The organism is Pseudomonas sp. 6D_7.1_Bac1 (assembly GCF_025465945.1).
Taxonomy (GTDB): Bacteria; Pseudomonadota; Gammaproteobacteria; order Pseudomonadales; family Pseudomonadaceae; genus Aquipseudomonas.
This window is the reverse complement of record NZ_JANLNW010000044.1, coordinates 71,362-93,995: the sequence shown is the minus strand read 5'-3', so window position 1 is coordinate 93,995 and position 22,634 is coordinate 71,362. Positions and strand designations below refer to the sequence as shown.

Annotated in this window: 19 protein-coding genes and 1 pseudogene; 10 read left to right on the top strand and 10 right to left on the bottom strand. The window is 60.0% G+C overall.

Annotated features, from left to right (window positions below; translation table 11 throughout):
* The first annotated feature begins 214 nt into the window (after positions 1-214).
* Complete coding sequence (locus NTD87_RS10670; protein ID WP_262113815.1) at positions 215-1,189, top strand: 2-hydroxyacid dehydrogenase; 975 nt, start codon at positions 215-217, stop codon at positions 1,187-1,189.
* A 242-nt stretch (positions 1,190-1,431) separates the two neighbouring features.
* Positions 1,432-1,941, top strand: a complete 510-nt coding sequence (locus NTD87_RS10665; protein WP_262113813.1) for a DUF2165 family protein — start codon at positions 1,432-1,434, stop codon at positions 1,939-1,941.
* 24 nt (positions 1,942-1,965) lie between these two features.
* Here the strand turns inward: NTD87_RS10665 and NTD87_RS10660 are convergent, their stop codons facing one another.
* On the bottom strand, positions 1,966-2,868 hold the full coding sequence (locus NTD87_RS10660) for a DMT family transporter (protein WP_262113811.1): 903 nt from the start codon (positions 2,866-2,868) through the stop codon (positions 1,966-1,968).
* Positions 2,869-3,008: 140 nt separating this feature from the next.
* On the opposite strand from NTD87_RS10660, the gene NTD87_RS10655 reads away from it, so the two are divergent.
* On the top strand, positions 3,009-3,884 hold the full coding sequence (locus NTD87_RS10655; protein ID WP_262113810.1) for a helix-turn-helix domain-containing protein: 876 nt from the start codon (positions 3,009-3,011) through the stop codon (positions 3,882-3,884).
* Between the two features lie 6 nt (positions 3,885-3,890).
* On the opposite strand, the gene NTD87_RS10650 is transcribed toward NTD87_RS10655, so the two are convergent.
* The 5 genes from NTD87_RS10650 to NTD87_RS10630 form a co-directional block, all read right to left on the bottom strand.
* Entirely contained in the window at positions 3,891-4,943 is a 1,053-nt protein-coding gene (locus NTD87_RS10650) for a hypothetical protein (protein ID WP_262113809.1), read from the bottom strand.
* Positions 4,943-7,384 carry a TonB-dependent siderophore receptor gene (locus NTD87_RS10645; protein WP_262113808.1) on the bottom strand — a complete coding sequence of 814 codons (2,442 nt, stop codon included), beginning with the start codon at positions 7,382-7,384 and terminating at the stop codon, positions 4,943-4,945. The genes NTD87_RS10650 and NTD87_RS10645 overlap by 1 nt, the downstream gene beginning before the upstream one ends.
* Positions 7,385-7,707: 323 nt before the next feature.
* A complete protein-coding gene (locus tag NTD87_RS10640; RefSeq protein WP_262113807.1) occupies positions 7,708-9,408 on the bottom strand; it encodes a bifunctional metallophosphatase/5'-nucleotidase in 1,701 nt (566 codons plus the stop codon).
* Positions 9,409-9,428: 20 nt separating this feature from the next.
* Positions 9,429-10,418 carry a FecR family protein gene (locus tag NTD87_RS10635; protein ID WP_262113806.1) on the bottom strand — a complete coding sequence of 330 codons (990 nt, stop codon included), beginning with the start codon at positions 10,416-10,418 and terminating at the stop codon, positions 9,429-9,431.
* Entirely contained in the window at positions 10,415-10,990 is a 576-nt protein-coding gene (locus tag NTD87_RS10630) for an RNA polymerase sigma factor (protein ID WP_262113805.1), read from the bottom strand. Before NTD87_RS10630 ends, NTD87_RS10635 begins: the two co-directional genes overlap by 4 nt.
* A 200-nt stretch (positions 10,991-11,190) precedes the next feature.
* On the opposite strand from NTD87_RS10630, the gene NTD87_RS10625 reads away from it, so the two are divergent.
* The 3 genes from NTD87_RS10625 to fecA all read left to right on the top strand — a co-directional run bounded on the left by NTD87_RS10625 (position 11,191) and on the right by fecA (position 15,104).
* Positions 11,191-11,679 carry a sigma-70 family RNA polymerase sigma factor gene (locus NTD87_RS10625; RefSeq protein ID WP_262113803.1) on the top strand — a complete coding sequence of 163 codons (489 nt, stop codon included), beginning with the start codon at positions 11,191-11,193 and terminating at the stop codon, positions 11,677-11,679.
* A gap of 8 nt (positions 11,680-11,687) precedes the next feature.
* A complete protein-coding gene (locus NTD87_RS10620) occupies positions 11,688-12,647 on the top strand; it encodes a FecR domain-containing protein (protein ID WP_262113802.1) in 960 nt (319 codons plus the stop codon).
* Positions 12,648-12,758: 111 nt separating this feature from the next.
* A complete protein-coding gene (gene fecA / locus NTD87_RS10615; RefSeq protein ID WP_262113801.1) occupies positions 12,759-15,104 on the top strand; it encodes a TonB-dependent Fe(3+) dicitrate receptor FecA in 2,346 nt (781 codons plus the stop codon).
* Between the two features lie 230 nt (positions 15,105-15,334).
* Here the strand turns inward: fecA and NTD87_RS10610 are convergent, their stop codons facing one another.
* Both NTD87_RS10610 and NTD87_RS10605 read right to left on the bottom strand, forming a co-directional pair.
* Positions 15,335-15,742, bottom strand: coding sequence for an HPF/RaiA family ribosome-associated protein (locus NTD87_RS10610; protein WP_123424318.1), 408 nt, complete (start codon positions 15,740-15,742; stop codon positions 15,335-15,337).
* A 213-nt stretch (positions 15,743-15,955) separates the two neighbouring features.
* Positions 15,956-16,903, bottom strand: a complete 948-nt coding sequence (locus NTD87_RS10605) for a LysR substrate-binding domain-containing protein (protein WP_123424317.1) — start codon at positions 16,901-16,903, stop codon at positions 15,956-15,958.
* A gap of 135 nt (positions 16,904-17,038) precedes the next feature.
* Here NTD87_RS10605 and NTD87_RS10600 point away from each other — a divergent pair, with 135 nt between their 5' ends.
* The 3 genes from NTD87_RS10600 to NTD87_RS10590 all read left to right on the top strand — a co-directional run bounded on the left by NTD87_RS10600 (position 17,039) and on the right by NTD87_RS10590 (position 20,343).
* A complete protein-coding gene (locus tag NTD87_RS10600; RefSeq protein WP_262113798.1) occupies positions 17,039-18,415 on the top strand; it encodes an L-serine ammonia-lyase in 1,377 nt (458 codons plus the stop codon).
* A gap of 87 nt (positions 18,416-18,502) precedes the next feature.
* Positions 18,503-19,804, top strand: a complete 1,302-nt coding sequence (locus tag NTD87_RS10595) for an HAAAP family serine/threonine permease (protein WP_262113796.1) — start codon at positions 18,503-18,505, stop codon at positions 19,802-19,804.
* A 221-nt stretch (positions 19,805-20,025) separates the two neighbouring features.
* Positions 20,026-20,343 (top strand): DUF3509 domain-containing protein, encoded by a 318-nt coding sequence (locus NTD87_RS10590; RefSeq protein WP_262113794.1) that lies wholly within the window; start codon positions 20,026-20,028, stop codon positions 20,341-20,343.
* On the opposite strand, the gene NTD87_RS10585 is transcribed toward NTD87_RS10590, so the two are convergent.
* A complete protein-coding gene (locus NTD87_RS10585; protein WP_262113792.1) occupies positions 20,340-20,840 on the bottom strand; it encodes a phosphate-starvation-inducible protein PsiE in 501 nt (166 codons plus the stop codon). The two genes, NTD87_RS10590 and NTD87_RS10585, sit on opposite strands and share 4 nt — an antisense overlap.
* 272 nt (positions 20,841-21,112) lie before the next feature.
* Between NTD87_RS10585 and NTD87_RS10580 the strand changes: the two are divergent.
* A pseudogene (locus NTD87_RS10580) lies at positions 21,113-21,352 on the top strand (YebG family protein); the annotation flags it as partial.
* Between the two features lie 154 nt (positions 21,353-21,506).
* On the opposite strand, the gene NTD87_RS10575 reads toward NTD87_RS10580, so the two are convergent.
* Positions 21,507-22,616, bottom strand: a complete 1,110-nt coding sequence (locus NTD87_RS10575; protein WP_262113789.1) for a dihydrolipoamide acetyltransferase family protein — start codon at positions 22,614-22,616, stop codon at positions 21,507-21,509.
* Positions 22,617-22,634 lie beyond the last annotated feature (18 nt).

Sequence of the window (22,634 nt, the reverse complement as noted above, 5' to 3'; positions counted from 1 at the left end):
CCAGTGTGGCGAGGGAGCTTGCTCCCGCTCGAGTGCGCAGCGCTCGCAATCGCGTCAATGAGCTAGAAGGCAGACGACTGCTTCGCAGCCGAGCGGGAGCAAGCTCCCTCGCCACAGGATTTGTGTTCGCCCAAAACTTGGTGGTCCTCGCAAAACCCTAACCGAGAATGTTAGCGTGCCTGGCATTCTCCTCCGCCTGACGAGCCTTCCTGCGATGAAAAAGACCGTACTTGCCTTCAGCCGTGTCTCGCCCGAAATGGTCGAATCCCTGCAACACGACTTCGATGTGATCGTGCCCAATCCCAAGCAGGGCGACATCAATGCGCAGTTCAACGAAGCCCTGCCCCACGTCCACGGTTTGATTGGCGTCGGTCGCAAGCTCGGTCGGGCCCAATTGGAGAACGCCAGCAAACTGGAAGTGGTGTCCAGCGTCTCGGTCGGCTACGACAACTACGACCTTGCCTATTTCAACGAACGCGGGATCATGCTCACCAACACCCCGGACGTGCTGACCGAAAGCACCGCCGACCTGGCCTTTGCCTTGCTGATGAGCAGCGCCCGACGCGTCGCCGAGCTGGATGCCTGGACCAAGGCCGGGCAATGGCAGGCCACTGTCGGCGCGCCGCTGTTTGGTTGCGATGTGCATGGTAAAACCCTGGGCATCGTCGGCATGGGCAACATCGGTGCGGCCATCGCCCGTCGTGGTCGTCTGGGTTTCAACATGCCGATTCTGTACAGCGGCAACAGCCGCAAGGCCCACCTTGAACAGGAGCTCGGCGCACAGTTTCGCAGCCTTGATCAGTTGCTGGCCGAAGCCGATTTCGTCTGCCTTGTAGTGCCGCTCAGCGACAAGACCCGCCACCTGATCAGCCATCGCGAACTGGCGTTGATGAAACCGAGCGCGATTCTGGTGAATATTTCCCGTGGCCCGGTGATCGATGAACCGGCGTTGGTCGACGCCTTGCAGAACCAGCGGATTCGCGGAGCGGGGCTGGACGTCTACGAGAAGGAACCCCTGGCCGAGTCGCCGCTGTTCCAGCTCAAGAACGCCGTGACCTTGCCGCACATCGGTTCGGCCACCCATGAAACCCGCGAAGCCATGGCCTACCGCGCCTTGGCCAACTTGCGCAGCGCCCTGTTGGGTGAGCGGCCGCAGGATCTGGTCAATCCACAGGTGTGGAAAGGCTGATCGAATGAGCAGGCACTCCACCGGGGTGTGCCTGCTCCTTTCCTGTCCTCATAAGTAAAACAAGCCACTCCTGATATTTTTTATCTAAACATTCAACACCCGCAAACAGCACGCCATTTATATAAACAACAAACCTCGCAATACAATTCGCAATGCAGTCTCCAGCCCCGTGCAACTTCCACGCTATAAACTCGAACGCACACACTGCCCTCGGCAGACAATGGAACTGGAGAACACGCAACATGACTCATTTCACCACGGCTTCGCTGATAAGGCGCAGCAAGCTTTGCATGGTTTTAATGGCCGGAATATTCGGCCTGCTGGTTGTATTCAGCAATGTGACCGACTACTCATCCAACTATGAATTCGTCGGACACATCCTGAGCATGGACACGACCAGGCCCAACAACGAACTGCACTATCGCGCCATCACTTCACCCATGCTGCACCATCGCATCTATTGGATGATCATTACGCTTGAAACAACTTACACCGCCTGTTGCTTATTGGGCGCCTTTCAGCTTTATAAAAAACTGAATGCCCCCCGCAAGGAGTTTCACGAAGCCAAGAAATACGCGATTGTCGGTTTGACGATGGGGATATTCGTTTATTACTTCTGCCTACAAGTGGTGGGCAATGAATGGTTTGACATGGATACCTCCACGCAGTGGAATGCCATGACCTGGACCCGAAACGTTATCGATTACATGATGACGGCGCTGATCTTTCTGGTCCTTAAAATCGACCATTGATCAACGCCATACGCTTGAACCTGATCACGCCAGCTTGCCACTTCCTGCCGCCACCAGCGCCTTGGGTTTGCGAAACACCAACACGTTACCCAGCATCACCAGCACCAGCCCGGCCAACGCGGGCGCGGTCCATTGGTAGCCTTCGGCGAAGGCCGACACGTTCAATGCCACCACCGGGAACAGCACGGTGCAATACGCCGCGCGTTCAGGGCCCATGCGCCCGACCAGGGTCAGGTAAGCGGTGAAACCAATGACCGAGCCGGGAATCGCCAGATACAACAACGAGCCGATGTAACGGGTGTTCCATTCAACGTCGAAAGGAATGCCTTTGACCAGACAGTACGTCGACAGCATCGCAGCGCCATAGGCCATGCCCCAGGCGTTGGTGGTCAGCGGCTTGAGGCCGGCTTTCTGTTGCAGACTCGAGAGCATGTTACCGGCCGAGAAACACAGCGTGCCAAGCAGCGCCAGACCAAGGCCCAGCAAGGTTTTCGGGCTGGCGGTATGGCCCACCAGTTCCGGCCAGAACAACAAGCCCAGCCCGCACAGGCCCAGCGCGCCGCCCATCAGCACATTGCGCGCAATTTTCTGGCCGAAGAACACCCGCGAGTTCAACGCATTCCACAGCGTGGCGGTGGAGAACACCACCGCGACCAGACCGCTGGGGATCCACTGACTGGCGCTGAGAAAGCACATGAAATTGATGCTGAACAGGCACAACCCCTGGGCCAGGCAGATCAGGTGCCCGCGCCGGTTCATTACTTGCAGGCGGCGGCTGAGCAACAGCATGACAAACAGCACCACGGCCGCCAGGCCAAAGCGATAGACGATCGACACCGGAATCGCCACCACCCCCAGTTGCAGTTTCAAGGCGATCCAGGTGGTGCCCCAGATCAGCACGGTCAGCACGTATAACGAGAGGTTCATAGCGGCAACTCCTGAAGATGGCTTTCAGTCTGTGCCCGAGGGCCACCTGTGCGCTTGCATAAACTTGCGCTTTTGTCGGCCCATGGGCTGGCAGCGTCGAGGCGACGGAGTAGGATGCAAGGCGTTGGAGAGAACCGATCATGCCCGCACTGGAAACCCTGCAAGTCTTTCAAGCCCTCAACCGCTCGCCCAATGCTCGACTGGAGCATAGCGCCGAGCTCGGTGACGGCATGGCTGCAGCCCTGTGGAGCAATCATCACGACGCCCAGAATTATGAAGCGCCGAGCCATCACACCCTGTCCTGCTATATCGCAGGCGGTACCGGCACCTTTCGCCGCGACCAACCTGATACCAAGGGAGGCCCGGACAAGTTGTGCATTTTGCCGGCCGAACATCAGTCGGGCTGGGTGATCAACGGCGACATTCGCCTGGCCCACGTGTATTTCAGCCCGGAACGATTCGCCCTCGGCTGCGTCACCTTGCTGGATCGCGAACCTCGGGAGCTGCAGCTGCGCGAAGCGACCTTTCTCGACGACCCACAACAGGCTCGACGTTTTCGGCAGTTGATCACCTTCAATTGGGATGAGCCCGGCGAACGTCTGCTCACCAGCAGCCTGGCCCACGAAATGCTCAGCCACACCTTGCTCAGCCAGGTCGGCCTGCGTCAGGGCTTGCGCCTCAAGGGTGGGCTGGCCGCGCATCAACGCCGGCAACTGGTCGAGTACATCGACAGCCAGTTGGCCGAGCCGATCAGCCTGGGTCAGTTGGCCGGTATGTGCGCGTTGTCGGAGTACCACTTTGCGCGGATGTTTCGCGAAAGCTTCGGCCTGCCGCCGCATCAATACCTGCTGGCCCGCCGCCTGACGCATGCACGGCATTTGCTGCGCAGCACCTCGCAACCGCTCGGTGAGATTGCGCTGGCCTGCGGTTTTGCCAGCGCCAGCCATTTTACCAACCGCTTTCGTCAGGCCATGAGGGGCACGCCCGGCGAATACCGTCAGGCGTTTTTGCGTTAACGTCTGCTACGGAACCAGGGTGGTAACCGAGAAGGTGTTGGCGTGAAACAACGGATCAGGCTTGGGCTCAGTCTTGCTCGGTGCGGGCTGGGTAAAGTCCATCGCCAGCAGGTAGATCTTTTTGCGCAGCGGATCGAACGCCATGTTGTAGGCCATCGGCAAGGTGCTGACGCTGGCCTGCGCCAGATAGTGATCGGCATCGAGCTGCTTGACGATGCTCAGGCTGGCATCGACTCCACTGGGAATCAGCAACTGTCGGTTGTCCGCGTCATAGGCCAGGGCGTTGACGTCACGGGTGATCGGCAGACGGGCCTTCAATGCGCCGCTCTGAAGATCGGCGACGACCAGTTGCGGTTTGTCGCCTCGGCAAGCAATGAACAAACGCCCGCGTTCGGCATCCTGCGCCAGGGCACTGGGCCGCGTGCAGCCTTCGAACTGCCAGGTATCGAGGACTTCAAAACTGCTTGCCGAGAACCGTGCGACCTTGCCTTCATCGCGCATCGGCAGGAAGAAGCTGCCATCGTCCTTGACCAGTAACGGGTCGATTTTCTTCACGTCCAGCTCATGCGCGGCGCTGATGCGTTCCTGTTTCGGATCGAACACAAACAAGGTTGAACGATCGGCACGCCGGCCGCTGACGATGATCACCTGACCCGTGCGCGGTTCATACACCGCGCTGTTGAGGTTGCTCTGGGCCACCGGGATACGCTTGAGCAGTTTGAGTGTGGATAACTCGACCACGCCCAGGCTGCCGTCGGTGTTGAGTACAAATACCCGGTTCAATGTCGGCACGAACACCACGCCGTTGGCGCCCTCTGAGCCGTCGATGGTTTTCAGCAGACGTTGTTGGTCGACATCGAACACGCTCAGGCCGTTTTCCCGACGGGCCAGAAACAGATAAGGCCGTGTCGGGTCGAGAGCGACAAAGCCCCAGCTGTCTCCGGAGCCGGGCAAGGTCACCTGCTGCTCGCGATGGTAAACCCGAGCATCCGGTGCGGGCTCGGCAAACGCCGCGCCGCTGAATACCAGCGCAAAAATTGCAATCTTCAAGGTTTTCATCAGAACTCCAGGGTGCTGGACAACGACACCTGACGCGAATCACCCATCGACACAAAGAACCGGCTGACGGCCGAGGTGTAGTAAGTGCGGTCGAAGAGGTTTTTCACGTTGAGCTGGAACTTGACCTTCTGCCCGTCGAGTTTGGTGTCATAGGTGGCGAAGGCGTCGGCCACGGTGTAGCTCGGCAGGTCGAAGTCGTTCACCGCGTTGCCGGCCCGCTCGCCGACATAACGGGCGCCTGCGCCCACCCGCAACTGGTCACCACCGACGATGCTGCCAAAGTCATAAACCGCCGACAGCGAGCCACTGTTCTTCGCCACGTTTTGCAGTTGCTTGCCTTTGTAGACCGGGTCTTCGGTGACCTCGGCGTCGGTGTAGGCGTAGCTGCCGATCATGCTCCAGCGATCGCTCAACTGGCCGGTCAGGTCCATTTCCAGGCCACGGGAGCGCACTTCACCGGCCGCGCTGTAGGTGGTGACCAGCGGGTTCTCGGAGTTGGCCACCAGTACGTTGCGTTTCTTGATATCGAACAGCGCGATGTTGCCGGTCACGCGGCCCGGGATATCCAGCTTGGCCCCCAGCTCCCAGGACTTGGCTTCTTCCGGTGCAATGCCGCCATCGAGAACGATCGTGCTACCGCTCAATGGCGCGATGGTCGAGTTCGGTTTGAAGGACTCGGTGTAGCTGCCGTAGAACGACAGTTCATCGGTGTAGCGATACACCAGACCGGCGCGCGGCACCCACTTCTGGCCGTTGCTGTCGGTGTTGGCCTTGAACGGGCGGCCCTTGCCGGCGTACTGGTCGTACTCTTGGAAGCGTCCGCCAGCCACCAGAATCCACTGGTCATTCAGGTGGATCGAGTCCTGCAAAAATATCGAATCGCTGCGCAGCAAATCGGTTTGATCGCTGTCCGGAGCGCTGACCGTGGTGCCCGCGACTTCACGGCCGTAGACCGGGTCCAGATAACTGAAGGACGGGAACTGGCTCTTCTGACGGATCAGGTCGGCGCGGTAGATCTTGCGGTATTCGTCATCCACACCGAACACCAGATCGTGTTGCATGCCGGCCACATCGACCTTGCCTTCGAGGCTGGCGGTGGTGAAACGGTCGGTGGTCAGGGCGCCCTGGGTGCCGTCCATGCTGCGGGTCAGTGTGCCTTTATGGGTGTCGATGGCGGTGATGCGAACCTGGCTGGCGTCGTAGGTTTCGCGGTTCCAGCTGTAACCGAAGTGGGCTTTCCAGTTGTCATTGAGTTCGTGGTCGGCTTCGAAATGGTACAGGTCCGAACGGCCTTCCATGTTGTTGAACGGCTCGTCGAGACGTCGATCGCTGGGGATGTCCAGTGGATGATTGGTGCGCGGGTCGATGGCCGTGCCCCGGTCGAATGGTGTCAGGAATTCACGGTGCTCGTAGGCAAACAGCAGCTTGGTGCTTTCGCCATACCAGGCCAGGGAGGGTGCAATCAGGGTCTGGCGATTGGTGCCGAAATTGCGCCAGTAATCCTCGTCTTCGTGGTCCAGCACCATGCGGTAGGCCAGCCCCGAATCCCCCAGGGCACCGGTGCTGTCGAGACTGCCGCCGCTGCCATTCTTGCCGCTGCCATAGGTTGAACCGCGCAAGGTCACGGCATTGTATTGCTGTAACTCAGGCTTCTTGCTGACCAGGTTCACCACCCCGCCCGGGTCCTGAATCCCGTAGAGCAAGGACGCCGGCCCCTTGAGCACTTCGACCCGGTCCACCGAGGCATTCATGGCTCGGCCCTGCACGAGTGGCATGCCGTCGCGCATGATTGAGCCGTTGCGGTTGTCGCCGAAACCGCGAGTCATTACCGAATCCTGAGTACTGCCCAGGGTGTTGCCCTGGGTGATGCCGCTGACGTTGGCCAGCGCATCGTCCAGATTGCGCGGCACTTGATCGCGCAGCACCTGGGCCGGGACGACGTTGATGGTCTGGGGGATTTCCTGGAGCGAGGCCGAGGAACGTACCACTGAGGTGGTGGACGGCGGCTGATAGCTCATCGGCTGCTGCACCACCGAGGTGATGGTGGTCGCACCGAGGCTCAAGGTGCCTTCGGTGGGCTGTGGCTCAAGCGCCAGGGTGTGGGAGTCGCTCTGGCGGAAAGTGAAACCGGATTTGCTCAACAAGCGCTGCATGGCTTGTTCGGCGCTCATCTCGCCATTGATGGCCGGCGCGTCGAGACCGAAAGGCGCCTCATCGGTGTAAACCACACTGATGCCGGTGACCCGGCTGAAGTCGCTCAGGGCCTGGGGCAAGGGTTTGGCCGCGATGCTGAACGTGAACAGCGCGCTGTGTTGCTCGCTGGACTGCGCGGCGCACGCCACGCTCAGCGGTAACAAGGCCAACGCCGACACGGCCAGCGCAGAAGCACCAATCCACTGTTTAACCGAACCGCCTGCCACCAATGTTGCCCTGGACTTCATTGCTCATGACCTGTGTAGAAAAGCTACGGATGCGAATGAATCGCACTTTCACCACTACACGGATGTCACTCGGGTTTACCTCACACGAAAAATGAAAATAGTTTCAACGCCCCTTCCACAGCTGCCATCACGCGGTCCGTAGCAGCTGCCGAGCCTGCGAGGCTGCGTTCGAGGACGCAGTCCTCGCAAATCCTGCGTGTGCGGTTTACCTGAAAGAACGCGCTGCCTGATGTCACGACTGCTTCGCAGCCGAACGCAGCCTCGCAGGCTCGACAGCTGCTACGAGTAAGGGCCATGCCTGACAGGTATGACCGCCAACAGCCCTATTTCACCTTCACGATGCGACCGGCACTGCGCGCCGAACCAACGGGTTTGCCTTGCTGATCCATGCGGTGCAGGTAGTCGATCAGGCTATCCAGGTCCGTCACTTGCAAATCCCTACGGTTGGTTCCCTGCTTGAAAAGGCTGAAACGATCGCCACCGTCGGCCAGAAATCCGTTCATCACCAGCCGATAAGTGTGCTCGGGCTGCAGCGGTTTACCGTTAAGGCGAACACTGCCGGGGATCACCCGACTGTTCAGCGGACGTGTGGAATCCCAGCGATAGCTGAAGCCTTTGGAGACTTGCAGCACATTCACGCCGCCTTCTGCCTTCCATTGTTGATTGAGCAATTGTTCGAGTTGCCGTCCGTTCAGGTCGAAGGCGATCAGGGTGTTGTTGAACGGTTGCACCGTTGCCAGCTGCCCATAGTTCAGGCGTTTTTGACCTGGCTCCAGGGCAAAGTCACCTCGAATGCCGCCGTTGTTCATGAAAGCGATTTGTGCGCCATGTGCAGCGCCAGTCGCCAGTTGAGCATCAGCGATCAAGTCGCCCAACGGCGTCTCTCCCGCCGCATCGGCACGTCGAGTGATCGGTGAAACCGCAATGGCGCCGACGGGTTTGAGCAGCACGTTATTGCTGCGCGCTTCGACTTCCCGCTGCAAAGCGAGCATCTGCGGATCGGCGGGATACTGCGCCGGATCGGCCAGCAAATTGACCGCTTGAATACGCGTGACCCGATGCTGACCGGGGGTCACGTCAAGCGTCAGGTGGGTCATCAGATGCCCATAGGAACTGCCCTGGGTCACCAGCAGAGAGCCGACCTTGCACAGATAACCCTGATGGGAATGCCCGGTGATCAACACATCGACCGCCGGATCAAGACGCTTGGCCACATTAACGATATCGCCGCTCAGTTGGCTGCAGTCCTGTTTGTCATAAGGTTCGGGGGTTGAGCCGCCCTGGTGCACCACCGCAACAATCGCATTGACGCCCTGGCGGTTGAGCTCCGGGATCAGCCGGTTGATCGACTCGGCTTCGTCCTCGGCACGCAAACCCTGCATGCCCTTGGCACTGACCACGGACGCAACATCGCGCAGCACCGCACCGACAAAAGCGATCTTCTGGCCTTTCACCTCTTCGATACGGTACGGCGGCAACAGGGTTTTACCGGTGTCGGTGTCGATCAGGTTCGCCGCCAGGTACGGGAAACCACTGCCGGGATAGTGGGCGCGAAACTGGCAGGCCTTGGTCGGACGAATAGATTCGCAGCCCCCATTGAGCTGACGCAGGAACTCCGCCTTGCCGTTGTCCAGCTCATGATTGCCGATGGCGCTGAGTTTCATGTTCATGTACCGCAGCGCTTCGAGCGTCGGTTCGTCAGCCCACATCGCCGACAGCGGCGGACTGCCGCCCACCAGGTCGCCGGCACCGATGAACAGTAACTGCGGATCGTCCTTGCGCAGTTGCGTCAGCATCCCGCCGAGGGTCGCAATGCCCCCGGCCTTGAGCGTGCGTGCCCCGTCAGCGGCGGTGCTGTCACGAACCGAATACGGGTTGGCCTGCAAGTAACCGTGCAGGTCGTTGATCGCCACGATGTTCACGGCAACCGGTTGTGCTGGTGGCTGAACATGCGAGCAACCGCCCAGCGCGACGATGGCCAGGGCCACTGCACTGAGCAGCCTTGGCAGGGAGAGACGTGACATAGGTTCATCCTTGTTCGGTATCAGCGCAAAATGATCATCCGCCCCAGCAAATTATGCTGCTCGAACCCCAACACCCCTTGCAGGGAGTCAAGCACCGCTTGCGGATCTTTGCTTGGAAAGCTGCCACTGATCCGCCGTGCGGCCAGGTCGTCGTTAAGCACGATGATGCGTCCGGGGTAATGCCGGCCGAGGTCCTTCACCACGTCGGCCAAAGGTAACTTGTAGTAATTGAGCCAACCCTGACGCCAGGCCAGTTGTGCTTCGCTGTCGACGGCGTGGAGTTTTTCCGCAGCGCCGGTGCCATAAGCCACTTGCTGACCGGCTGTCAGCACCTGCTGCTCGGCGCCCTTGGTCGGCGTTACACCGACGCGTCCCGACAGCACCGTCACCTGCACGCCTGCTTGCTGTACTCGCACTTCGAATTGCGTGCCGAGCACCCGCGCCTGGCCCTTTTCAGCGTCGACCACAAAAGGCTCGCCGGTATGGGTCACGTTGAAGAAAGCGGCGCCGCGACGCAGCTGAACGCGCCGTTCACCGTGGCTGAAATCCACGGCAATGGCGCTGTCGGCATCGAGGGTGACTTGGGAGTGGTCGGCCAGGGTCACGCTACGCACTTCGCCCGGCGCCGAGACGTAGTCGGCGCCGAAATCATCGAGCCAACGCGATGGTTGCCAACCGGCGCCTATTGAAACCATCAGCAGCAAGCAGGCTGCCATGGCCAAACCGCCCGACCAACGCCGCACGCTGGAACGCCTGGAGCGGCTCATCGCATTGAGGTAACCCTGCAAGGCAAGCGCCTCTTCCTCAGCCAGGGTACGGGCAGGCACTTCGCTCATTTCCCAGACCACCTGTGCCAGGGAATAGGCTTGGGCATGTGCCGGATCGGCCTGTAACCAACGGCTGAACGTCGCGTGATCGCCACTGCTCGGCTGATCGTGCAACAGGCTCAACCAGGCCAGCGCGGCCTGCTCCTGAGCGGGCGTCGGAGTGACGCGAGCGGTGTGATTCACGGTGCTGTCCCTGGCCTGCGCGATGGGGTCTCTCGCAGACTGGCCTTGCAGGCTTCGAGGGCGCGCATCATATGTTTTTCCACGGCACTTTGGGAAAGCCCCATGGCCTTGGCGATTTCGGCGTACTTGCGTCCGTGAATGCGGTTGAGCAAAAAAATCTGCCGGGTACGTTCGGGCAAACGGCGCAACGCCGCCTCGACATGACGCAGGTCATTGCCGGCTTCCAGCGCCGCTTGCGGCTCTACACTCAGGTTGTGCTGTTGCTCGGGCAGCCAGCCTTCGTTGAGTCGTACCCGCGCGCCTTCGCTGCGCAGATGGTCGATGGCAATGTTCCCGGCGCAGCGCAGCAGGTAAGTGCTGAGCTCTTCAACGTGCACCAGCGGTCGACGCCAGAAACGCAAAAACAAATCCTGCACCAGGTCGGCAGCCGTCGCCCGACAGCCCACTCGCCGACTGACCAACGCTTCCATTTGCGAACGCTGGGACAAAAACACCTGCAAAAAATACGCGCGACCGCCCGGGCTATCGGTACCGTCAGCGTTCTGGGGTTCAGGGGGCGTGGTGATCATCAAAGGTCGACTCGACGTGGTCCGTACCCTGCACAGGGTCAACGTGCGCCAATATTAATGATAAATATTCTCATATGCAAAAGACTCCGATCAGAGAACGTTACTCAGTCGGTCGGCATTGATTGCCGGAGACAGGGACTCACCACTACAATGCGAACAATTCTTGTTCTCTAACGCCTCTGAATGCTGTCGGAGTGGTCGCGTTGCAACCATCCAATACCGTCGAAGTTCTCTATCACGCCCATCACAACTGGCTCACGGGTTGGTTGCGGCGCAGGCTCGGCTGCCCGCACAGCGCCGCCGACCTGGCGCAAGACACCTTCATCCGGGTTCTGAGCGCACGGGAAACACCGCAGATCATCGAGCCGCGGGCGTTCCTCACGACCATCGCCAAACGGGTGTTGTTCAACCATTACCGTCGTCAGGACCTGGAACGCGCTTACCTTGAGGCGTTGGCACAACTGCCGGAAATGGCTGCGCCGTCGGAAGAAGACAAAGCGATCATCTTGCAAACCCTGATGGAGCTCGACCAGTTGCTCAACGGCCTGCCGCGCCCGGTCAAGCGCGCCTTTCTGCTGGCCCAGGTCGATGGCCTCAGCTATGGCGAGATCGCCCGGGAGCTGAGTATTTCCATCGCCACGGTCAAACGTCATTTGAACAAAGCCGCCCTGCGCTGCTACTTCGCCCTGTGAGCATCGCCATGAACCCAGCCCTGAACAGCCCAGCGGATTTCTCTTCGCAGGTGGCCGAGCAAGCCGTGCATTGGCTGATCGAAATGCAGGAAGGCCCGCTCAGTCCGCGCCAGCAACACGCCTGGCAACACTGGTTGAACGCCCACAGCGAACATCAACGAGCCTGGGAACATATCCAGCGGGTCAACCAGCGATTGCGCGGTTTGTCGTCGCCGCTGGTTCATTCGACCCTCAACGCACCGAAGTCCGGCAGCCGCCGTCAGGCACTCAAACTGTTGCTGATTCTTGGCGCCGGCTCGGCCGCTACCTGGGGTTTGCGTGAGCACAATCCGCTGACACCGCTACTGGCCGACTACCGCAGCCCGATCGGTCAACGCCGTAAATTGCAGCTCAGTGATGGCAGCCAGTTGCAGCTCAACACCAACAGCTCGGTCGATGTGCGCATCGATGGTCAGCAACGGCTGATTCACCTGCTTGAAGGTGAAATCCTGCTGACCAGCGCCAAGGACCCTCGACCGCTGCAACTGCTGACCGCTCAGGGCATTCTTCTCCCGCATGCTGCGCGCTTGAATGTGCGGCAGTTCAGCGAGCGCACTCAGGTGGCGGTGTTGGATGGCCGCGTCGAGCTGGTGTCCAACAGCGGTTCAACGTTGCTGATGGAGAAAAACCAGCAACTGAGTTTCAACGGCCGCAACTGGGACTCACCCCGGGCGCTGGACGCGAACAGCGGCGCCTGGGTCGACGGCATGCTGGTGGCCGCTCACATGCGCCTGGCGGATTTTCTCGCTGAACTGGGCCGCTATCGCCGTGGCCAACTCAACTGCGATGCGCAGGTCGCCGACCTGTTGATTTCTGGCAGCTATCCGATTGACGACAGCGAGCGAATTCTCGACCTGCTGGAAATCAGCCTGCCGGTCAAAGTGAAACACTTTACCCGGTATTGGGTGACCGTCCAGGCACGGGCGTGACCCAGGCAGCGCACCGCTCAAATATTTTCATTTTCAGTGAGCCGTTTTTCAGATCTGGCGTGACAGAGAAGGAAAGCCCCCCTTGATTCGCACCTTCTCAGGACTCTCTTCATGCCCACCCGTCTCACGCCCCTTGCCCGCTCGCTGCGTCAACTACTGTTGGGCGCCAGCCTGAGCTTCGGTGTCTTGCCTCTGGCCGTTGCCGCCGAAGCCAAGCTCTACCACATCGCCCCGGCCTCTTTGGAAAGTGCGCTGAACCAGTTTGGTCGTGAAGCGGGCGTGCTGATCTCGTTTGGCTCGCAGACCACCAGCGGCGTGCAAAGCCGTGGCCTGGAAGGCAGCTACAGCACCGAAGCCGGCTTGAAGGCATTGCTCGAAGGCACTGGCCTGCAAGCACGGGCCGAAGGTGACAACGCGTTCAGCCTGCAACCAGTCGATGCCAACACAGCACCCGCCGCGCTGGTGCTGGGCACGTCCAGCGTGGTCGGCGACTGGCTGGGCGATGCCGCACAAATCAACGTGTTCGAACATCCGGGCGCCCGCGATGTGGTCCGTCGTGAAGCCTTCGAACGCCAGGGCGCGACCCAGGCCCGTGACGTGCTGAACCGCGTCCCCGGTGTCAACGCTCCGGAAAACAACGGCACCGGCAGCCATGACATGGCGCTGAACTTCGGCATTCGTGGCCTCAACCCACGCCTGGCCTCGCGCTCGACCGTGTTGATGGACGGCATCCCGGTGCCGTTCGCTCCCTACGGGCAGCCGCAATTGTCGTTCGCCCCGATCAGCATGGGCAACATGGACGCCGTGGATGTGGTGCGCGGTGGCGGCGCGGTGCGCTACGGTCCGCAGAACGTTGGCGGCATCGTCAACTTCGTGACTCGGGCGATCCCCGATGAGCCGACCGTCAAAGGTGGCTTGCAGACTGAAACCAGCCCCTCCTCCAGCCAGGACGGTTTCAAGACCACCGGTAACCTGCTGGCCGGTGGCACCGCCGACAACGGTTTGGGCGGGGCGATCCTGTATTCCGGCACCCGTGGTGGCGACTGGCGCGAACACAGCGACAGCGAAATCGACGACCTGATTCTCAAGGGTAAATACCAGCTCGACGAGGCCAACAGCTTCAACGCCATGGCCCAGTATTACGAAGGCACGGCCGACATGCCCGGCGGCCTGAACGTCGCCGACTACAAGGCCGACCCGTATCAGTCGACCCGCCCGTACGATCAGTTCTGGGGCCGTCGGACGATGTTCAACGTCGGCTATCGCTATCAGGAAGACCGCCGCGAATTCACCGTCAACAGCTTCTTCACCAAGACCCTGCGCAGCGGCTATCTGGATCAGGGCAGCTTCCTCTCGCTTTCTCCGCGCGAGTACTGGGTACGTGGTGTGGAAACCCGTTTCGCCCAGGGCTTCGACCTCGGCCAGAGCAGCCACGAAGTCGGCGTCGGCTACCGCTATCTCAACGAAGCCGGCCACGAATTGCGCTACCGCACACCGATCAGCGCCAACCAGCAACTGCCCAGCACTGACAGCCGCAATGACCGCGACACCCGTGGCGGTACCGAGGCCAATGCATTTTTCGTTGATGACCGGATCGACATCGGCAAGTGGACCATCACTCCGGGCATCCGCTACGAGATGATCGAGTCGCAACAGACCAACAACCTGACCAACGTCAACTACAAAGGCAACTACAACACCGCGCTGCCAGCGTTGAACGTGCTCTATCACCTGACCGACAGCTGGAACCTCTATGCCAACACCGAAGGCTCATTCGGCAGCGTGCAATACAGCCAGATGCCCAATCGTGTGACCAGCGGTGAAGTCAAACCGGAGAAAGCCCGGACCTGGGAACTCGGTACTCGTTATGACAACGGCAACCTGCGCGCCGAAATTGGCGCGTTCCTGATCAACTTCGACAACCAGTACGAAAGCAACCAGACCAACGACTCGGTGATTGCTCGCGGCGAGACGCGGCATCAGGGGATCGAGACCAGCGTCAACTACGCGCTGGAAGGTTTGAACCCGGCGCTGGCCGGCTTCGATGTCTACGCCACCTACGCGTTCGTCGACGCGATCATCCGCGAAGACGGGCCGAACAAGGGCAATCGCGTACCGTTCTCCTCACGACACAAGGGCACGCTCGGCGTCGGTTACACCGAAGGTCCGTGGAAGCTCAACCTGGACAGCAGCTACCAGAGCGACCAGTTCGCCGACAACGCCAACACCTCCAGGGAAAATGCCGCTGGCAACGTCGGCACCATCCCGGGCTACATGCTGTTCAGCAGCCGCGCCGCCTATGACTTCGGTCCACAGCTGTCGGATTTGACCGTCGCCGTCGGGGTGAAGAACCTGTTCAACCACCAATACTTCACCCGCTCGTTTGACGACAACAATAAGGGCAAGTACGTGGGCGAACCGCGAACGGTGTATCTGCAGACGTCGGTGGCGTTCTAATAACTGCCCACGGCCCTAGCGTGGCGAGGGAGCTTGCTCCCGCTGGGGCGCGCAGCGGCCCCAAAATCATCCAATGAGCTGTGTCAGGTGAAGCTGGGTAGCAGGTTTTACGACTGCTTCGCAGCCGAGCGGGAGCAAGCTCCCTCGCCACGGGATATCAATACCCCCAAACAAAACGGGCCTGCAAATGCAGGCCCGTTTTCATTGGGGTGGTAAGAGTGTTTCAGGCATCAGCTATTGAGCGCGGCCTGTTCGTTTTCAAGAAATTCTTCTTCAAGCAGCGCATCGGCATGGGCACCAGAACTGATCGGTGTCACGCTGGCGCGTTTACCGCGCAATTTGCCGAACAGGTGTTCCAGCGCGTGTTCAAGCTTGGCGGCCGCCCCGTCGATGGCCAGTTCCAGTGTCGCGGCTTTATGAGTAACGGAAACCGGTTGATGGCCTTTTGGCCGCGCTTCAAGCTGGCAGCGCATGTCGTGTGGTCCGGGTTTATCGCCGTTCTCGTCCCGCAGGTGGACTTCGACCCGTGTCAGGTCTTCTTCGTAACGTTCGAGCGTGCTCTCAATGGTAGTACGTACCCACTCCTCCAGTCGGATGCTGCTTTGAATATGGTTATCGCTATTGACTTGGATTTGCATAGTTCATCCCTTATTTCAGCTAGCTCGCGAGAGGTCCGGTGCAGTGTTTGAAACCTGGGTGACCGTGACCTCTTGGTTACAGAGTTGGGCAGACCGAGAAACAATTCAACCCCTAAAAAAAGATAAATATTCATACGCAAAAAAAGTCGGACAACGGGCAAAAGCGCTGTTAATGTCGGGAGTTGGGTCGCCCTGCAATGCAGCAACAAATCCTCACAATTGCCCCTCGCCCAACGGGTGCATCCCGCGAAAAATCTCCGCCTCTTCCACCAGCCAGTCATGCACCGCGCGCACGCCGGGATGGCTCAGTGCACCCGGTGAATACAGCAACACATAGCGTTTGTAATTGGGCACCGCGACGCCAAACGGCACGATCAGCGTCCCACGCTCCAGCTCATCGTTGAGCAAGGTCCGCCGGGCGATGGCTACACCCATCCCGGCAATCGCTGCCTCGATGGTCAGGTGGTTGCGGTTGAAGGTATGCCCACGCCGCACGTCCGCGCCGTCGAAGCCGATGGCGTTCAGGTAAAACTCCCATTCCGCGTATTCATAACTGCCGCGCCAGGCGGTGATGTCATGCAACAACGGAAAATGCACCAGATCCGCCGGCCCATGCAGCGGTGGTCGTCCCCGCAACAGGCTCGGTGCGCAGACCGGGAAAATCTGCTCATCGAGCAAAGCTGTGGATAACAATCCCGGGTAACTCCCGTCGTTCAGGTCGATGGCCAGGTCGAAGTCGCCTTCGTGCAGCGCCACGCTGCTGTCCTCGGCCACCAGCCGCAACTGGATATCCGGAAAGCGCTGCTGCAAACGCGGCAGGCGCGGGGTCAGCCATTTGCCGAGAAACGAGGGGATCGAGCGCAAGCGCAGGATGCCGCTGATCATCCCCGCATCCAGCCGGCGCAATTCCGCGTCGATGCTGCCATAGGCTTCGTTGACCGTAATCGCCAGGCGCTGGCCTTCGGCACTCAATTCGACACCCCGGGCGCGGCGGTGAAACAGGCGAAAACCCAAGCGCTCTTCCAACTGGCGGATTTGCTGGCTCACGGCGCCGGGCGTGATGTGCAGTTCTTCGGCACAGCGGGTGAACGACAAGTGGCGTGCCGCACAGGAAAACACATGCAGCCAGACATAGGTCTGGGCATGAAATTGACGACTCATCGTTTAGTCCTACTAAAGCCTGTCTTAGGAAGTTTCGTTGGTCAGGGCTGACCGAGGTAGGCAGTATCGCCGACATTGCGCTTGTCCTACAAAAAATGGCAGCGATTCCTACTCCATTACTTGTAAGGCTTTAGCATGGCTATCAGTGTTTTCGATCTCTTCAAAGTTGGCATCGGTCCGTCCAGCTCCCACACCGTCGGCCCGATGCGCGCCGCCGCGACCTTCGCCCAATCGCTGGTTGACCAGGGGTTGCTGGGGCAAGTCCGGCGTGTGGAAGTCCGTCTCTATGGCTCGCTTTCCGCCACCGGCGTCGGCCACGCCACCGACCGTGCCTGCGTGATGGGTTTGATGGGCGAGTGGCCCGACAGCATCGACCCCACCAGCATCGGTCCACGTATCCAGCAGTTGCGTGAACGTGGCGAACTGCTGCTGGCCGGTCGCCAGAACATTGCCTTCGATTGGCAGCGCGACTTGCTGCTGCTCAACGAAAGCCTGCCCTACCACCCCAATGCCATGTCACTGACAGCCTTTGGCGAAAACGGCCAACTGTGGGAACAAACTTACTACTCGGTTGGCGGCGGTTTCATCGTCGAAGCAGCCGAAGCCGAGTCAGGCGTGCCGGCAATCAGCGACGTGGTGTTGCCGTACGATTTTTCCAGCGCCGCCGAACTCCTGTCCTTGTGCAACCAGCACGGCCTGCGGGTTTCCGAGCTGATGATGGCCAACGAACGGGCCTGGCGCAGCGACGCGGAAATCCGCAAAGGCCTGCTGCACATCTGGTCGGTGATGCGTGAGTGCGTCGAACAAGGTTTGCGCCACGAAGGTGTACTGCCGGGAGGTCTGGATGTGCCGCGCCGTGCAGCGAAACTGCACCGCAGCCTGCTGGAAATCGGCAAGCCGAACGTGATCAGTTCGACCCTCTCGGCAATGGAATGGGTCAACCTGTTCGCCCTCGCCGTAAACGAAGAAAACGCTGCCGGTGGGCGCATGGTCACCGCACCGACCAACGGCGCAGCGGGGATCATCCCGGCAGTGCTGCATTACTACATGAAGTTCAACCCCGAGGCCTCGGACGACGATGTCGTCGCGTTCTTCCTCGCCGCGGCGTCGGTGGGCATCCTCTGCAAGAAAAACGCCTCGATCTCCGGCGCCGAAGTCGGTTGCCAGGGCGAAGTCGGTTCCGCGTGCGCCATGGCCGCTGCCGGCCTCGCCGACGTATTGGGCGCGACGCCCGAGCAGCTGGAAAACGCCGCCGAAATCGGCCTGGAACACAACCTCGGCCTGACCTGCGACCCGGTCGGCGGGCTGGTTCAGGTGCCGTGCATCGAGCGCAACGCGATTGCCGCCGTGAAGGCGATCAACGCCACGCAAATGGCCCTGCGCGGCGACGGCAAACACTTCATCTCGCTGGACCGGGTGATCCGCACCATGCGCGATACCGGCGCCGACATGCACGACAAATACAAAGAGACTTCACGGGGTGGCCTGGCTGTCAGCTGGGTGGAGTGCTGAGGCGCATTCCCTGACCGCCCCCGGCAGACCGTTTGAAACGGTCTGCCTGACGTGAGCCCGAGTAAAAATAATAACGAGGCGATACCGATGACCGATGTACGTACACCTGCTGCCGATAATCCCGCTGTAGAACTCAAGCGCGAAACCGCTACGGTCACCAAAGGCTGGAGCAAACACGACACCACCTGGATGCTCGGCCTTTACGGCACGGCGATTGGCGCGGGCACGCTGTTCCTGCCGATCAATGCTGGCGTTGGCGGTTTCTGGCCATTGCTGGTGCTGGCGCTGCTGGCCTTTCCAATGACCTTCTTCGCCCACCGTGGCCTGACTCGCTTTGTGTTGTCAGGACGTTCCGGGGACATCACCGAAGTGGTGGAAGAACACTTCGGCATCGGCGCCGGCAAGCTGATCACCCTGCTGTACTTCTTTGCGATCTTCCCGATTCTGCTGGTGTACAGCGTGGCGCTGACCAACACCCTCAGCAGCTTCATGGAGCATCAATTGCACATCGCGCCGCCACCGCGCGCGGTGCTGTCGCTGGCGCTGATTCTGGGTCTGATGGCGATCGTGCGTTGCGGCCAAGGCGTGATCGTCAAATGCATGAGCGTGCTGGTTTACCCGTTTGTTGCGGCGTTGCTGTTGCTCGGAGTGAGCCTGATCCCGAACTGGAACGGCGCGTTCTTCGCCTCGGCCAGTGAAGGCATGCCGCTGCCGCTGTTCTTCAAAACCCTGTGGCTGGCGATCCCGGTGATGGTGTTCTCGTTCAACCATTCGCCGATCATCTCCGCCTTCGCCGTCGATCAGAAACAGCGTTACGGTGCCCAGGCCGAGCCAAAAAGCAGCGGCATCCTCGCCCTCGCCCACAGCATGATGGTGGTGACGGTGATGTTCTTCTGCTTCAGCTGCGTGCTGGCCCTGTCGCCGGCTGACCTTGCGGCAGCGAAAGCGCAGAACATTTCGATCCTGTCGTACCTGGCCAACCACTTCCAGACCCCGGTGATCGCTTATGCCGCGCCGTTGATTGCACTGGTGGCGATCACCAAATCCTTCCTCGGCCACTACATCGGCGCCAGCGAAGGCTTTCAGGGCCTGATCGTGAAAAGCCTGCGCGGCCGTGGCCGGGTGATGTCGGCGAGCTGGCTGAACCGCGCCACCGCGCTGTTCATGATCCTCAGCTGCTGGGCCGTGGCGACCTTCAACCCGAGCATCCTGGGCATGATCGAAACCCTCGGTGGGCCGGTGATCGCTTGTTTGCTGTTCCTGATGCCGATGTACGCGATCCGCCGTGTGCCGTCGCTGCGCCAGTATTCGGGGCAAGCCTCGAACGTGTTCGTGGTGTTGATTGGCTTGATCGCACTGTCAGCGATCATCTACTCCGTCATGCCCTGAAACGGACCAGGAATGAAAAAGGCGAGCCACCGAGTGCTCGCCTTTTTATTGCCTGTTTATTGACCCGGAACAGGACCGGCATGTCCCTTGCTTCGTCAGTATTGAGGAATAGGGATGTTGTTGAAACCTCAGCGAACGGCCTGCCGGTGGTCAGGAAAAGCGAACCAACCCTGATCACGATCGGTCAATAACTGCACGATCCAATCAAGCGGTGACGCATTATGGATAACCCCTTTCAACTGATTACCGACGCTTTTGCACCGGATTATCAGATCAACCTGAGCATTCAGGGGCTCGACGGCAGCATCATGCTGACCCTTTCCAACGCCGGCCGAATCGTCGCCAAACGGATGATCAGCGCCGAACAACGCAATGACCCACAACGCCTGAAACGGCTGGTGCAAAGCATTCAGTTCGGCATGGCCATCCAACAGGGCCACAGCGCCGTGGCGATCCTCGAAGCCATGACCAACGGCGACAACCTCAAGCTGCCACCGTCGTCACGCAAGGGTCAACCGCCCCTGCCGACAAGGCTTTAAAGCTCGCCCTTCTCGACTTCCGGATGTTCGCCGGAGCCCGCACCCGTCTTGCGTTGCGGGTGTTCGATTTTCACCGAGGGGAATTGCGAGGAGGCATAGCGCACCACCAGAATCGAAAACGCCAGCAGCAGAATCCCGCCGCACAGGTAGATGATCCCGATGTCCGGCGGGTTGTGGTGCGACACGTTGGAGATCAGCAGGCGCGTCAACGCAGTGATCGCCACGTAAATCAGAAACCGCACCGGCATGTGGTTGGTCTTGAAGTAAATCCCGACCATCGCCCCCAACTCGAGGTAGATGAACAGCAGCAGGATGTCATCGATCTTGATGTTCCCCGCCTCGATCATCTGCAAAAACTCCATCACCGCCGCCCAGGCAGTGACCGCACCAATGGCGAACAGCGCCATGTAATGGAACGTCTCGACGAACAGATTGCCCAGCGACTCGGCCAGCTCATGGACGTTCTGGCGAAGTTTTTCAGCCCAATTGATATTCACGGTAGTTCTTCCTTAGGTCGGCTCGGCCGATGATGCGGGTTCGACGTGACGGTAGTTCTGCATGCAGAAAAAAGGCCAGCGGCAGGGAGTGAGATGGTAATCGGGTTCAGCTGGACACTTCTGCAGAAACGATCGGTGTTGCTGACAAACACTGAAACCCGTCTACATTAAAAAGCCACTACCCAAAGCACCTGGATTCGCTTATTCTTTTGGCTGTATATAAATACAGTAGTCGAAAAAGACAACTATCGTGAAGGCATGTGAGGTGGTGAATGGCCGTCGAAGTGGTATACCGCAGCAGCCGAGATCTGGAGCGCTTGTTCATGGATAAAGCCGAAGCTGACCGTCATGACAAAATGCTCGAACTGGCCGAACTGCTGGCTGAAGTGTTGCAAAAAGCGGTTCCGTCCCTGACCGAGCAACAGGTGGAAGAAGCCGGGATCTACATGGCGAAAAATCGCGATGTGTTCGCCAAGGCATTCAAGAGCCAACCGGACGCCCTGTCCGAATTGCTCAACGTACCTGCTGAAGCTGTTGAACCCGCTGAGCCTACCGAATCAGCCGAGCCTGCCAAGCCGGTCAAATCCGCTAAGCCCGCCAAGTAAACAACGCCCGAATTGAATAGGCCCTGAGTCACTGACTCAGGGCCTTTTTCATGCCTGGATTTCAACCGTCTGGCTGTTCCAATGCCTCGACCAACACCTTGAAAAAGCGTGCCGCCTCACCGCCGGTCACCACCCGGTGATCGAAGGTCAGCGACAGCGGCAGTATCGGATGCACCACCACCTTGCCCTCCACCGCTACCGGCTCATCGCGAATGGCGCCTGCGGCAAGAATTGCCACTTGCGGCGGTACCACCACCGGGTTGGCGTAGCGCCCGAACAAGGTGCCGAAGTTCGACAAGGTCAGGGTCGCGCCCATCATTTCCTTGGCCGGGATCGAACGCGCCTGCACGTCGGCGCGCAAGCGGGTCACGCCCTCTTTCAAATCGGCTGACGAGCGATTGCCGACATCACGCAGCACCGGCACGAACAAGCCATCCGGGGTGTCGACGGCAATGCCCAAATCCAGGGTGTCGTAGTGTTTGATCGACAAGGTCTTGCCATCAAACCCGCTGTTAAGCACCGGCTCCACGGCACACGCGGCCGCCATGGCTTTGGCCAGGCGGATCAACGGCTCACGCGCACGGCCCCAGCGATGCAGATCGGCATCGGCGAAAATCGTCACCGGCACCACTTCCGCGTGGGACCTGGCCATGTTCAGCGCCATGCTGCGGCGCACCCCGCGCAGTTTCTCTCCACCAAATTTGTCGAGCTCGGTCTGCGAGGCACTTTCAACATCGCAGCGGGTGATAAGCCCATCGGGGCCGGACCCGCTCAACCCACTCAAGTCGACGCCCAATTGCCGGGCCAGTTGCCGCACCGCCGGGGTGGCGCGGGCGCTCATGTGTTCTCGGGTCGAGGGCGCGGCACCGACAAAAAACTGATCGTCCTGACTGCTACCGCCGCCTTCAAGCCGTCCCACCACCGTGCCGGCATCCGCCTCGCCTTCATACCCCAGCAAGGGTTCGCCGACGTGCAGGATGTCACCTTCAGCACCGTAGGTTTTCGCCACCACACCGTCGTAGGGCGCGGGAATATCCACCAGGGCCTTGGCGGTTTCCACCGAGACCAGCAGTTGATCGGCCTTCACCGTATCGCCAACCTTGACGTGCCATTCGACGATTTCCGCTTCTTGCAGCCCTTCGCCCAGATCGGGCAGTTTGAAATATTTCATCGCAGCCTCCCGGGCCTC

Bases quoted from the DNA above. Each gene is read 5' to 3' on its own strand.
- NTD87_RS10665 (WP_262113813.1), top strand. From the start codon at position 1,432: ATGACTCATTTCACCACGGCTTCGCTGATAAGGCGCAGCAAGCTTTGC.
- NTD87_RS10575 (WP_262113789.1), bottom strand. From the start codon at position 22,616: ATGAAATATTTCAAACTGCCCGATCTGGGCGAAGGGCTGCAAGAAGCG.
- NTD87_RS10600 (WP_262113798.1), top strand. From the start codon at position 17,039: ATGGCTATCAGTGTTTTCGATCTCTTCAAAGTTGGCATCGGTCCGTCC.
- NTD87_RS10650 (WP_262113809.1), bottom strand. From the start codon at position 4,943: ATGAAAACCTTGAAGATTGCAATTTTTGCGCTGGTATTCAGCGGCGCG.
- NTD87_RS10645 (WP_262113808.1), bottom strand. From the start codon at position 7,384: ATGAAGTCCAGGGCAACATTGGTGGCAGGCGGTTCGGTTAAACAGTGG.
- NTD87_RS10640 (WP_262113807.1), bottom strand. From the start codon at position 9,408: ATGTCACGTCTCTCCCTGCCAAGGCTGCTCAGTGCAGTGGCCCTGGCC.
- NTD87_RS10655 (WP_262113810.1), top strand. From the start codon at position 3,009: ATGCCCGCACTGGAAACCCTGCAAGTCTTTCAAGCCCTCAACCGCTCG.
- NTD87_RS10660 (WP_262113811.1), bottom strand. From the start codon at position 2,868: ATGAACCTCTCGTTATACGTGCTGACCGTGCTGATCTGGGGCACCACC.
- fecA (WP_262113801.1), top strand. From the start codon at position 12,759: ATGCCCACCCGTCTCACGCCCCTTGCCCGCTCGCTGCGTCAACTACTG.
- NTD87_RS10620 (WP_262113802.1), top strand. From the start codon at position 11,688: ATGAACCCAGCCCTGAACAGCCCAGCGGATTTCTCTTCGCAGGTGGCC.
- NTD87_RS10595 (WP_262113796.1), top strand. From the start codon at position 18,503: ATGACCGATGTACGTACACCTGCTGCCGATAATCCCGCTGTAGAACTC.
- NTD87_RS10590 (WP_262113794.1), top strand. From the start codon at position 20,026: ATGGATAACCCCTTTCAACTGATTACCGACGCTTTTGCACCGGATTAT.
- NTD87_RS10610 (WP_123424318.1), bottom strand. From the start codon at position 15,742: ATGCAAATCCAAGTCAATAGCGATAACCATATTCAAAGCAGCATCCGA.
- NTD87_RS10605 (WP_123424317.1), bottom strand. From the start codon at position 16,903: ATGAGTCGTCAATTTCATGCCCAGACCTATGTCTGGCTGCATGTGTTT.
- NTD87_RS10670 (WP_262113815.1), top strand. From the start codon at position 215: ATGAAAAAGACCGTACTTGCCTTCAGCCGTGTCTCGCCCGAAATGGTC.